Raw genomic sequence first — 12,451 nt, forward strand, 5'->3', positions numbered from 1 at the left:
GAGAGGGCGGGAATTTCCTTTTCCCGCCCTTGTCACGTTCCATGCTTTTCTATACGATTGCCTCGTCTCCAAGGGTAGATAAGGCATGCTCAGAAGTACAAAACCATTGAATCTTCTCGATCAATCGCTTCCTGCGAGAACCATCATCTGGACGCTCGCCTGGCCTACCATCCTTGAACAGTTCCTCCAGGTCACCGTCACCTATGTCGATTCAGCCATGGTGGGCTCTCTTGGTGCCCAGGCGACTGCAGCAGTTTCGGTTCCAGCCTCCACCATCTGGCTGGTGAATGGTTGGATGAACGCATTTGCCATCGGCTTCGCCGTGTTGATGGCACGTAACCTTGGCAGCGGAAAGACTGACAGAGCCCGTCTCATCACCCGACAGGCAATCCTATCCTCTCTCTTTTTTGGATTGTTCCTGACCTGCTCTTTCCTCATCATTGCAAGAAGGCTTCCCTCATGGATCGGTGCTGAGGCAGCGGTGGAACCGTTGGCACAGCAGTACTTCCACTATATTGCCTTGGGGTATCTTCCGAACCTCCTCATGATTCTCATCAGTACCCTGCTTCGCCTCAGCGGGGACTCCAGGACGCCGCTCTATCTCAATGGCCTGAACAACCTCATGAACATCCTTCTCAACCTCTTCTTCATCTTCCCAAGCATCCCCCTTCCCGTTGTTACTCTTCCTGGTCTTGGACTCGGGGTACGGGGAGCTGCAATGGCAACCAGTATCAGTTGCACCGTCACCAGCATCCTGCTTTTTGGGATATTGGTTACAACAAGCAACCCTATCCGCCTTTCATTGAAAGGGAGTTGGAAATTCGATACAGCCATTCTCAAGAGCTCGCTTCGTCTGGCTCTTCCGATGGCACTTGAACGATCAACGCTCTCATTCGGCCAGATCGTCTACACGAAAATGGTTGGTACATTGGGAACCACCGCCCTTGCTGCACACTTCCTGGCTATCAATGCAGAGTCAATGACCTATCTGCCGGCAAGTGGCTTCTCCACCGCAGCCACCACCTTGGTCGCCCAATCACTGGGCAGAGAAGACAAACAACTTGCCCGCCGATTTGCAAGCTCCTGTGTTGCCATGGGAACACTCCTGATGACACTCATGGGAGTAATTCTCTACCTGTTCGCACCGCTTCTGATGAGCTTCTTTACCCGTGATGCCCAGGTCATTGCACTTGGATCCCGGGTATTGCGCCTGGAAGCCTTCGCGGAGCCTGCCTTCGGTCTCTCCATTCTTGTGTTTGGGGTGCTTCGTGGTGCGGGAGATACCAAGGGACCATTTCATATTGCGATTACCGGGATGTGGTTGATCCGACTCCCTCTTGCCTACCTGCTGCTGGGCACAACCAATCTTGCACTCATGGGTATCTGGCTTGCAATGGTCGCTGACCTGAATATCAGGGGAATCATCTGCCTTGTACGGTATCGCCGGTTTACGTGGCTTGATAGTTGGAGAGAGTCTCACCAAGGGAGAGGAACTGGGGCCAAGAAAGTGCTTCAGCCCTGAGGGATGGATCAACATTGCTCTCAGCAAGCAGCGATTCCACACCTTCCTTGCCCAGCAGTGCACCAATCTTTCCACCCATCAGATTGTTTTTCACCGTCTTTCTGCGTTGTGCAAACAAATCCCTGATGACCAACAAGAAATGTGGACGCAACTCATCCCTGACCAAGCTCTCCTCACGAAGGGCAAAGTGCACAACACTGCTGGTGACATTGGGTTTAGGGAAAAATGCGCCTGCATTGATGACAAACGATTGTGTTACCTCATAATCCATCTGGGCAAGAAGCGAGAATGATGACCACATCTTTGACCCTGGAGATGCACAGAGACGGTCAACCACCTCTTTTTGCAGGGTAAACACCATCTGCGGGATGCGGTACCCTTCCTCAAGGATTTTCGCAATCACCACTGATCCTACATTATAGGGAAGATTGCCACAGACCCGTTCAGGCAAAGCTGTTTGCCCGAAGGCTTTCGGCAAGGTCTTCAAGGCATCACCCTCAACAAGATGGAATGCAGGGTCCTCACCAAAGGCATGTTCCCGGAGAATCCTACAGAACCCATGGTCGATCTCGAAAGCAGTAACCGCTGCTCCTCTTTCCAAAAGCATTGCAGTAAGGGAGCCAATCCCAGGACCGACTTCCCAAACCGAAGTACTCTCCAGCGGTTCAAGGAGTGAGACGATGCGTTCACGGACCGGTTTCGAGATCAGGAAGTTCTGTCCAAATTTCTTGGTCATCGCCAGGCCTTCCCTCTGCAAGAGATCGCTGATTGCAAGTGGCGAATCGTAAGCAAAGTTCCAACGCATACTCTCTCCTTCGTTTTGTTTGCAAGACCCGCTTAGCATAGCCAATTGCGATAAGCGAGGTCAACAGAACAAGCGCAAAGAGCACATAGCTCTCCCATGACAACATCCAGGCCTGATCACTACCAAAGGTGAACAATGCATCCACTCCCCGATAGACAAGGTTGAGAGGATATGAACACCAGGGGCCACACAAGAGTGCCAGGAAACTGAACAACATGGCAAGATTGATCAGAAGGGTTGCAGGGACACTGTAGAGCAAGCCTGCTGGATTCCAGGAGCCTGTAAGCATCATACTGGCAGGACCGGTACCAATAACAGCAAATGCCGTGGTTGCAAGGGGCAACGGAGGCAGGCCACTGCCGAAGAGTATCATGGCAAAGGCAGCATAACTGTAGAGAAATGCAAAATGCACGACGGAGTTGGGAAAGAGCCATACTTGCAGAAACCCCGTGAGATAGAAAGGAATGAGCAAGGGAAATTGTTTTGCAAACGGCCCCAATTGAAACAAATACATACCCAGGGCTCTGAGCAATGAAGGTTTCGGCCCCACGGCCAATACATAGAGACAGGGGACAATGAGTGCGAAACGTTTGCCCCAGAAGGAGCCGAAGAGACGTTTGAACAAAATACTTGATAGCAGAATAAAAAAATGCAGGTGCATTCCAGATAGGGCAAGGATATGGGCACATCCACAGAGGATTGCCTTGTCCTTGAGAGCGAAGGATTCCCCGCTCAACTGCCCCAAGAGGAGAAGGGAAGCAAGAGCCCTTACCTGTGCATCCTCGATACACACGTCCAGACGTCCTTGCAAGCGTTCAAGCATTGCGCGGCGCCCAAGTGCAAACGGTGGGATCACAAGTACCTGCATGTCCCTTGCATAGAAGACTGATCCTGTATCGTCCCACTGCCCCCAAACCCGGACAGTACTGGAAGCTACCAACACCTCTTCTACAGGAACCAGAACCGGAATCACTCCGGTGGCACTTCCCCCATAGCCCCCTTTGGCTGCACACCCTGTCAACGTAAGACGCAGCAGTTGGTCGTTATTGCGGGACAGTGATGAATCCTCCTGCAAGGTTCCTTCCAAGCTCACGGTTCTATCCTGGGGAATTGCAAAGGATGGGGTACTGCCGGCAACTCCTCTGCCCAACAACAGGTAAAAGCAATACACGAGAGAGGTGAGGATGATCAAGGATCTCGAACAGGATGGAAAGAATGGGGCCGCAATGAGCACAAGGACACCCAAGGCCAAGCCCACCAGTAGAGGATATGCAAAAAGGCATGACCCACGGATGGCCAAGTAGATGGCCAGTGTGAACAATGGGAGCAAGAGTTTCAATGGATGAAAAAGGTCTTCCATATACAAGGAAGACCCCACGGGTTGCTTTTTGCTTCAGCTACAACTCCATGAGAGAGACCAGCAAGGCAAGCAAGCCAATATCAAGTCTCTTCTGCATGCTTTGGTGAAACAGACGGGCAGCAAGACGCTCATCCTTTTTACGTTGCATCCGTTGGTTGTGGACTTTCAGCGCCATTCTGTAAAGGCTCTTGTTGTACAGGCTTAGGTACCGAGCCAATAAGTCCCCTAGTTCTTTCAGCGTCTCATTCGAACCATCATAGCTGATTGGTTTGAGCGGCTCCGAGGAGACCAAGGCAAGACTGTTGGACAGTTCAAGCGGATCGGCGGAAGATGCTTCATCAAGGAACGATTCTACTGCAAACAACTGTTCATCAATTTCCTGTTCTCTCTCCCCACAACGCAGCTTCAGCTCATAGCGCCTTCTTTGTGCGATAGAGGAACGAGTGTCCTTCTTTGCAAGGTAACTCCAGGTAAACACAACCAGACCTCCGCTGATGAGCAGTTCATCAACCATGGGCAGAGGGTCCCTGATCGCCAATGACATGAAGAAATAGGAAGCGGTGAACACGGCTGCCGAGATCAGGAGTCTTGGGATGTACTGCTTGTTCTGAATCCAGCGATCGACACTGAAATCAATGGCAGCGTAGAGCGCATAGGAAACTTCATCCTTCTGGTTCTTTGTAAGCATGCCACTACTCTTGAGCACAACCTGCTCATCTTCACTCCAGTTCCCTGCCCGGGTGGTATCAAGGTAGGGAGAGAGTATGAGGTTTTCCTTGTTCTGTCGTTGCAGTAAATAGCAAGTAATCACGAGAGGGCCACCTTATATGCATCTATCCGTGTACCCAGGTTCTGTTCGAACCCGGTACGGTCTGTTCCCTCCGCAGAGAAGAAGAAGTAGTATTTGATTTTTGGTTCAGTTCCACTTGGTCGTACCACTATCTTGTCGCCACCCTCAAGGAAAAGGATAAGGACATCACTGGGAGGAAATTCTGTTTGTTTCCCGTCAAGCAAATCCTGCTTGCTGGTTATTCTATGCCCGGCCAGCTCATCACCCACATTGAGTTTTCGCAGCCCGGCCATTATCTGAGCCATCTTCTCCTTCCCTGATGCTCCTTCATAGTCCTTTGCAAAGACCGCCTCTGTAGAGAATCCCCATATATCATAAATCTGATCCAATCGATCCTTGAGGGTCAGTCCTTTGCTGGACCAGTAGCACATCATCTCGACACTCATGAGAGCGCTGCTGATGGCATCCTTGTCACGTACCTGGGGAAGGGTCAGGTATCCGTAGCTCTCTTCACATCCGAACAGGAAATATTCACGCTCTCCTCTCGGACCTTCCAGGGAAGCAATTTCCTCTGCAATATATTTGAAACCGGTGAGGACATCCTTGCACCTCCCCCCCTGGCTCTCGACAATTCGCTTCACCAAGTCGGTAGTGACCAGACTCTTCACCACCAGAGGGGTTTTCTTCTCTTGATTCTCACGATCAGCCCCCATCAGATAATCAGCAAGCAGTACAGCAATCTGGTTACCGGTGAGTAGGTGATAAGCATCTTTCTTTTCGGAAAGTGGAATGGCGATCCCCAGCCGGTCCGCATCCGGGTCGGTTCCCAGTACAATGTCAGCTTTCTCACGCTTGGCAAGCGCCAAGGCCATCTTCATCGCCTCTGGATGTTCCGGATTGGGCAAGGGAACGGTTGGGAAGTTCCCATCAGGTTCCTGTTGTTCCTCCACAACCACGCACTTGATCCCAACCTGGGAGAGCAGATGCTGCAAAGGAAGATTGCCTGAACCATGCAGGGGGGTGTACACCACTGTAATCGGGTTATTCTGCACCAAGGCCGGACGTCTCAGATTCTGTAGCGCAGTGTGAAAATATGCTTGGTCGACTTTTTCAGGGACAGGTACGAGCAACCCCTTGGAACGGGCACTTTCAGCACTGATCTTCTTTATATCCTTTGCTTTTACCGCATTTGCGCGTTCAGCAATTCCAAAATCATGGGGAGGTGTCACCTGTCCCCCATCCTTCCAGTAGACCTTGTAACCGTTGTACTGAGACGGATTATGACTGGCGGTGATCACAATACCAGCAGTGGTTTGCAGATAGCGTACCGCAAAGCTGAGCATCGGAACGGGATGCAGTACCGGATAGAGGAAAACAGAAACCCCATTTGCTGCAAGTACCAGAGCTGCCTCATTGGCAAATAGCTCACTATAGTTACGACTGTCGTATGCGATGACCACTGAAGGGTTGCCGGAAGCCTCACAGAGATACTCACTCAAGCCTTGGGTAACTTTACGTACCATGTAGGTGTTTATTCGGTTGGTCCCACCACCAATGACACCCCTCATTCCTGCAGTGCCGAATGAAAGGCTGGTATAAAAGCGATCATACAGCGCTTCCCAGTTCCCACCTGCAAGTTCTTGTTCGACAGCTTCCCTGAATACCTGCTGGTCCTCTGCTTGTAGATAGGCTTCAGCCTTGCTTCTCAGATCTTTCTCATTGTACGCCATAGATTGCATCCTCCAATTCATCTACCGTATCGACAACCACAGAGCCTGGAAGTGCTTGCAGTTCTTCCTTCGGTCTGAATCCCCACGAGACCAGAATATGAGAACACCCAGCATTCTGGGCAGTCTGATAATCAACTTCACTATCCCCAATGTAGCAGAGTTCACTTACGTTTACACCCTGCCTGCTGCAAAAAAGGTCAATGGCATACCGATCGGGCTTTCTGGGGAAACCCTCTACCAACCCTCTCACAAATGCGAAAGAATACCGGGGAAGTAGTTTTTGGGCAATCTTTTGGGTAAGGACATCCTCTTTGTTGGAAAGAATGCCTAGAGTAATCCCAGAGCGCTCCAACCTATCAAGAAGCGGGAGGATGCCTTCATAGGGATGGCTCTTATCAGCATAGTGTGCCTGATAATGGTCCATCATGGAATGATAGAGGAATGTAAACCGAGCTTCCTCAACGGGGTGGTCGTAGTAGGATAAAGCACTCTTGAGTGCAGTGTAAAGCCCTCGCCCAACAACCTGTTTTGTCAATGTCACCGAGAAGGGAGGCAAGCCCTCCAAGGAAAAAGCAACATTAAAAGCACTACGGATATCCTCAATGGTATCAATGAGGGTACCGTCCATATCGAAGAGGATTGCTTTTTGCAACGGTTTCAACATATCGCCATTATCGAACATGGAACGGTGGCAAGTCAACAAACGTTTCGACAAAAGGAAGACCCTACGTTTTGACAAAAGAAGTACTCTCCGCTATTGTGTACCCATGCAAACCATTACAATTAAAGGTGGCAAGGAGAAACAACTCTTACGTCACCATCCATGGGTCTTCAGCGGCGCTATCACAAATGACATATCCCTTCTGGAAACGGGAGTCTCCAGGGCAGAAACAGATGAAGGACAATTCATTGCATGGGGATGGTATGACAAGGAAAGTCATATTCCTCTCCGACTTCTCTCCTGGAACGAGAACCAAACCATAGATGAACGCTGGTGGAAGCAAACCATTGCCCAAAGTGTTCTACGCAGAAAGATGTTTTTCGAGGACAAGGCAGGGGCAACCACTACCTTCCGTATCATCTTCTCCGAGGCCGACTATCTGCCAGGCTTGGTGGTGGATGTATATGGGACCATGCTGCGGATCATCATCAGCAGTCGTGTAGCTCATCACTTCCAGGATCTTATCGTGGAAACATTGGGATCATTGCTCAAGCCAACCTTGATCATCCTGAACACAGACAGTGCTTTTGCTGCTGCAGAACATCTCAAGGAGACCCTGCTCTACTACCAGGATGGCCAGTATTTCATTCCATCCAAGAAACTGGCCCCTGTTCGTTTCCGTGAAGACAACCTCTACTATGAAGTAACTCCCGGGAAGGGGCAGAAAAGCGGATTCTATTGTGACCAACGTGAGAGTAGACGGGCTATCGAGCCGTATGCAAAGGATGCTGTGGTACTCGATGGATGTTCCTACACCGGTGCCTTCACCCTCCATGCCCTGAGAGCTGGAGCAAAGCATGTCGATCTCCTGGACTCCAGTGAACAGGCCCTGCGACAGGCATTGGTTCATATCCACATCAATCAGGACCTCAAGACCATTCCAGAGGGGAGCAGGGAGAAAGTGGCAATTACCCAGTGTGACATCTTTGAACAGATGCGGCATATAGAAAAGGACCACTACGATCTCATGATTCTTGATCCCCCCAAGCTCGCCCAGACCAAGTCACAGGCAGAAGGAGCCCAGAAAGCCTACAAGGACCTGAATCGCCTGGCAATGCAGAAGATCAAGGATGGTGGCATCATAGCAACTTTCTCGTGCAGCTCGGCCATCAGTGCAGAGCAGCTGCGCATGATCTTGGCCTGGAGTGCAAAGGATGCAATGGTAGAGATCCAGATTCTCCAGAAACTCGGCCAGGGACATGATCACCCGATCAGGATTTCCTTCCCGGAATCTGAATACCTTAACGGGTACCTGCTGAGGGTTATCCGCTAACTTGCAATGGGGGTTGTGGTATCATCCGGATTGGTATCGCCCAGAGTGAGCATGTTTGCGAGAAATCGCAGTTGCTCAACCATGGTTGAGACCATATCACTGAGGTACCCCACCTTGCCATTGCCGTCATCCAGGGAGCGTAGGGCATAACTATAGTCTTGCATCACCGGTACATCCTCATCCAGGATCAAGGATAAAGGCATGGTTTGTTCCACATTATACTTACATCGTCTGAACACTGCCCTTCCGTCCTTTCCCTGGTTGGCGCAGGCTCCAAACAACCGGCAGATAAGTGGCCTTGCTTGATAAACAGTGCAGTGATACGGGGAGTCAGGGTTATAGAGAGGGCAAGGCCCGCTGGTATTGCCCCTTGCACTACTCAGTGCCTCGATAAGGGTTTCATCTTTTTTAACAAAGAGAAGATATGCAGCAACCAATCGAGCTTCACTCACCGTTATATCGGGCATAAAATGCTCGCAGCATGTTCCACATCCGCTTCCGCAAGCAATGTTATACTGTGTGCAGAAAGCACTCGTCTGGTTTTCGATGGTCGAATACAACTCGACCAAGCCAGCCATAGACTGGCCTGCATACGTTCCTTCGAACGCAATCATGAGATCTTCAATACTGTCCATCTGTGATGTACTCCCTGGAACGGAGCGGATATTACCATTACAGATGGATTTGAATCAATCAGGAAGGCCACGTTTTTTTTGTTTTTTCTTATGGTGCTCTTTTTCGGCCTGTCGGGATCCCTGAACCGAGCGCTGGACCAACCGCGCATTCCTTCGGTCAGAGAGTGCCCAACCACCGATCAATGCACTGGTACCACAGAATGCCAGGATACCAATCCAGGCAAAAGGACTATGCATGTAGGGCAAGGCAATATTCATTCCAAAGAATCCAGTGACAAACGTCGGGATCATCAGACTGATCGAGATGATGGTCAATCGTTTCATGATAACATTCATATTGTTGCTGATGACCGATGCAAATGCATCCATTGTGCCAGTCAGGATTGAGGAGTAAATATTAGCCATCTCGATGGCCTGCTTGTTGTCTGTAATGACATCCTCAAGGAAATCACGTTCTTCCTCACTCTCAAGACGGAAGTACGGGGTGCGTTGCATCCGCTCCATCAACGCTTCATTGGTTGTCAGGCTGGTGGAGAAATAGACCAAGGATTTCTGGATCTGCAACAACTGGATCAGTTCATAGTTCATGATACTCTTGTGCAGTTGTTCCTCAACCTGGGACTTCTGGCGGTTGATGTACTTGAGGAGCCGGATATAGACCATGACCGCACGGCCAAGGATGCTGATCACAAACCCTTCAGCTGTCTGCACCGGATATTGTCGGTAGCGGTTCTTTGCAAAATCCTCAAGTACGATACTATCACTCTGGCAGATGGTGATGACAGTATCACGAACCAACACGATACCAAGCGGCACTGCATACTGGTTTATTCCCTTGCAATCATCGGCCAGGGCGGGCAGACGCATGATCAACGCAACATAGTCGTCTTCACGTTCAATGCGGGCCTGTTCGTCCTGGTCCATGATATCTGCGAGCAATTCACTGGAAATGGCATATTTCTCTTCGAGCTGGGTGATATCATCTCTGTTGATATCCCTTGCATCGACCCAAGTGTAGGGAGCCTCCTGGATGGGTTCTCCGGGAATCTGGCTCATAAGATTCTTTCTGATGGTGATCATACTTCCTCCATGGCTGTGTTTGCATCCATACCCAGCCCCTTGCAGGAAGAATCTTGTTAATTCCGGTATTGGGGATAGGAGAATGCCGTTCGGGTGTTTCTAGGCAGGGGTTTTATACTGCCACCGTCGTCTACTGTAGACATGGGATCCTCCTCATAACAAGATGGCCTACCAGTCTGGCAAGCACCAAAGCAATACTACCACAATCAGTTTAGCCTAATAAAGGGGTTACCTGCATTTTTTCTCTCTTTTCGAAACAGTATAAACATTCTATACTCGCAACAAGGAGGAAAGTGATGGTTACACGCGAAGAAGCAGACGCATTGCTGAGAAAATACAATCCTAACGAAGCACTGGTGTATCATGCCTACTGTGTTGAAGAGACCATGCGAAGGTTCGCAAAGGAGTACGGATACGACGAGGAGTATTGGTCGTTGGTAGGGCTACTCCATGATATTGACTATGGGATGTTCCCTGAGGAGCATTGCCAGAAAGCACCCGAGTTATTGAAGGAAATCGAATTAGATGATGCATTCATCAGGGCTGTCTGCAGCCACGGGTACGGTATCTGCAGCACCATAGAGCCTGAGCATTTCATGGAGAAGGTTCTCTACACCATTGATGAGTTGACCGGTTTGGTATACGCAACTGCATTGATGAGACCTTCAAAGATGGAAGGGATGACGGTAAAATCGGTTAAGAAAAAATGGGCCAGCAAAACCTTTGCCGCAGGAGTGAACCGGGATATAATCTCCCAAGGTGCTGAAAAGCTCGGTCTCGAGATGGATCATATCATTTCGCTTACCATAGAAGCGATGGCTGGTGCATCCAGCAAGATAGGGCTCTAGGCGAGCGGCATCTGTTCAAGACGGACAATACCGCTCTTGTTCAGTACAACCATGTAGTGGCTATAGATATCCAAGTCTTCTTTCTTTGAGTATTCACGTATGACCAGGTGCAGGTGATAGACACGTTCACTGTTGAGCTGATCGAGTTCATCTGCATCCGGGTCCATTCTGAATACCACGTCATTGGGATCATCCATCTCTTTGAGAAAATCATCGAGCCGAATTCTGGTAACCAAGGTAAAGTTGTTTTCCCTAGGAAACCTGTCCCTTGCCATTCCCTGCTTGGACAGGGGGTGCATGGCTAGGTCTCGTACATAATGGATGATGTCTTCCTTGGGAAGCATATCCATGAAGGGATTGTTCTTATCCTTCCGAATCTCTTTCACTGATGAGGGAATCTCATCAGGAGTGGTAAACTTAAGCCTGATCCTGCTCGAACAAATCTTCTTATTGGTCTTTGGTGAAAGAAACGAGGAGATTTCATCGGCCATCATCTTGGGAAGCACCGCATTGAAGAAAATCCTAAGCCATTCCTTGATACGATCCTTGAATACATAGCCTATAATGACAATCAGTGCCCACTGGAAGGAATTTTTGATGAATGTCTCTTCTGCAAATATGGTTGTCAAGGTTGCAAAGGCCATGGCAACACCGGCTGCGATTCCCGCTAGAATCTCAGAAACCCGCTTCGGCCACCTGGATATATTGGGGACGAGATAGAGACTGGATTGCGTCCACTTCTTCAGCACAGCCTTTCTATACTGCACTGTCTCTGCATTGGTACTGCCACTTGGATACCCCATCTTGCTGCGGTACTCCATCTCATCCCGGGAGAACTGCATCAATTTCCCAAGTAACTGCTTATGCATCTCATCCTGCATCGGGGTGGAAGCCATATAAAGGTCAATGGCATGTTTTTCACAGATCAGGCTCACCGCCTCATCCGTCCAGAGAAAGGCAAGCAACAAGCGACTCTCATCGGCTACTTTCTCCTGAATTGCAGCAATCATACCTCTGAGTACTTCTAGAAGCGTTGAGGCATTCTTGTACCAGTTTGTCAGTGTTGTGTTCAGATCACCCTGCATCCCAAGCTTCACCATATCCCTGCAATCCTTCAGGCACGCTTTTGTCTCATGACGAACTGAGTTTACTACTGTCTGCAGTTCATGGATTACTTTCCGCTCGGGTATTGCGTTCAGGTCGATCAAGAGATCCTTGGTGTACTGCTTGAGAATGGAAAGGGGGCTGAGCAAATTCTCGTCATCAAGCAACTCCTCAAGCGTTATTTCAGGAGAAGAGTACCTGCCATGGCTCTGAAATTTGTGAAGAATACTTTTTTCACTGTAGGTAGAGCTATTCACATGCAGTTGAGGAGGAGAAAAAAGATAATAATGTATTTCCCGTTCATACTTCCGTGTCTCTGGAATCGGCAAGATGAGCTTCGTCTCCAAATGTCTGCTTGAATGTCTCCGTAAATCGATCAAGGTTCCCTCCCGGTTGCACTAGTATACAGGAGGGTTTATCCTAACGCAATCGTAAGCTACGGTAACTGTCCCAGGGATACGCAGCGGCGCTCTTGAGAGAGAGCGATTCCAGATCATCGTAGGCAGGGATAAAAACGTCACGGATGGGGAGCTTGAACACTTCCTGTACCCGTCTGCCCAACAACTGCTCCAATAAGGGCTTG

The 12,451-nt window shown here is 49.6% G+C and carries 11 protein-coding genes; 3 read left to right on the plus strand and 8 right to left on the minus strand.

Annotation, left to right across the window (positions count from 1 at the left end):
• Positions 1 to 85 precede the first annotated feature (85 nt).
• Positions 86 to 1,522 (plus strand): MATE family efflux transporter, encoded by a 1,437-nt coding sequence (locus tag AB7S66_RS03770; RefSeq protein ID WP_428518132.1) that lies wholly within the window; start codon positions 86 to 88, stop codon positions 1,520 to 1,522.
• Here AB7S66_RS03770 and rsmA read toward each other — a convergent pair.
• Genes rsmA through AB7S66_RS03795 form a run of 5 tightly spaced genes read right to left on the minus strand, consistent with a single transcriptional unit; the run spans position 1,449 to position 6,871 of the window.
• Positions 1,449 to 2,258, minus strand: coding sequence for a 16S rRNA (adenine(1518)-N(6)/adenine(1519)-N(6))-dimethyltransferase RsmA (gene rsmA / locus AB7S66_RS03775; protein ID WP_428518133.1), 810 nt, complete (start codon positions 2,256 to 2,258; stop codon positions 1,449 to 1,451). The two genes, AB7S66_RS03770 and rsmA, sit on opposite strands and share 74 nt — an antisense overlap.
• Positions 2,209 to 3,687, minus strand: a complete 1,479-nt coding sequence (locus AB7S66_RS03780; protein WP_428518134.1) for a ComEC/Rec2 family competence protein — start codon at positions 3,685 to 3,687, stop codon at positions 2,209 to 2,211. The genes rsmA and AB7S66_RS03780 overlap by 50 nt, the downstream gene beginning before the upstream one ends.
• A 37-nt stretch (positions 3,688 to 3,724) precedes the next feature.
• Entirely contained in the window at positions 3,725 to 4,498 is a 774-nt protein-coding gene (locus AB7S66_RS03785; RefSeq protein WP_428518135.1) for a hypothetical protein, read from the minus strand.
• Complete coding sequence (locus AB7S66_RS03790; RefSeq protein ID WP_428518136.1) at positions 4,495 to 6,207, minus strand: phospho-sugar mutase; 1,713 nt, start codon at positions 6,205 to 6,207, stop codon at positions 4,495 to 4,497. Before AB7S66_RS03790 ends, AB7S66_RS03785 begins: the two co-directional genes overlap by 4 nt.
• Positions 6,194 to 6,871, minus strand: a complete 678-nt coding sequence (locus tag AB7S66_RS03795; RefSeq protein WP_428518137.1) for an HAD family hydrolase — start codon at positions 6,869 to 6,871, stop codon at positions 6,194 to 6,196. The genes AB7S66_RS03790 and AB7S66_RS03795 overlap by 14 nt, the downstream gene beginning before the upstream one ends.
• Before the next feature lie 103 nt (positions 6,872 to 6,974).
• Here AB7S66_RS03795 and AB7S66_RS03800 point away from each other — a divergent pair, with 103 nt between their 5' ends.
• Complete coding sequence (locus AB7S66_RS03800) at positions 6,975 to 8,201, plus strand: class I SAM-dependent rRNA methyltransferase (protein WP_428518138.1); 1,227 nt, start codon at positions 6,975 to 6,977, stop codon at positions 8,199 to 8,201.
• On the opposite strand, the gene AB7S66_RS03805 is transcribed toward AB7S66_RS03800, so the two are convergent.
• Both AB7S66_RS03805 and AB7S66_RS03810 read right to left on the minus strand, forming a co-directional pair.
• Positions 8,198 to 8,836, minus strand: a complete 639-nt coding sequence (locus AB7S66_RS03805; RefSeq protein ID WP_428518139.1) for a YkgJ family cysteine cluster protein — start codon at positions 8,834 to 8,836, stop codon at positions 8,198 to 8,200. The genes AB7S66_RS03800 and AB7S66_RS03805 overlap by 4 nt on opposite strands.
• A gap of 54 nt (positions 8,837 to 8,890) precedes the next feature.
• On the minus strand, positions 8,891 to 9,916 hold the full coding sequence (locus AB7S66_RS03810) for a magnesium transporter CorA family protein (RefSeq protein WP_428518140.1): 1,026 nt from the start codon (positions 9,914 to 9,916) through the stop codon (positions 8,891 to 8,893).
• A 296-nt stretch (positions 9,917 to 10,212) separates the two neighbouring features.
• Between AB7S66_RS03810 and AB7S66_RS03815 the strand changes: the two genes are divergently transcribed.
• The gene (locus AB7S66_RS03815; protein ID WP_428518141.1) at positions 10,213 to 10,764 is read left to right on the plus strand and encodes an HDIG domain-containing metalloprotein; all 552 of its coding nucleotides are present in this window, start codon (positions 10,213 to 10,215) and stop codon (positions 10,762 to 10,764) included.
• Here AB7S66_RS03815 and AB7S66_RS03820 read toward each other — a convergent pair.
• Positions 10,761 to 12,248, minus strand: coding sequence for a hypothetical protein (locus tag AB7S66_RS03820; protein WP_428518142.1), 1,488 nt, complete (start codon positions 12,246 to 12,248; stop codon positions 10,761 to 10,763). The genes AB7S66_RS03815 and AB7S66_RS03820 overlap by 4 nt on opposite strands.
• Positions 12,249 to 12,451: the final 203 nt, after the last annotated feature.

Source organism: Sphaerochaeta sp., from assembly GCF_050178175.1.
Taxonomy (GTDB): Bacteria; Spirochaetota; Spirochaetia; order Sphaerochaetales; family Sphaerochaetaceae; genus Sphaerochaeta.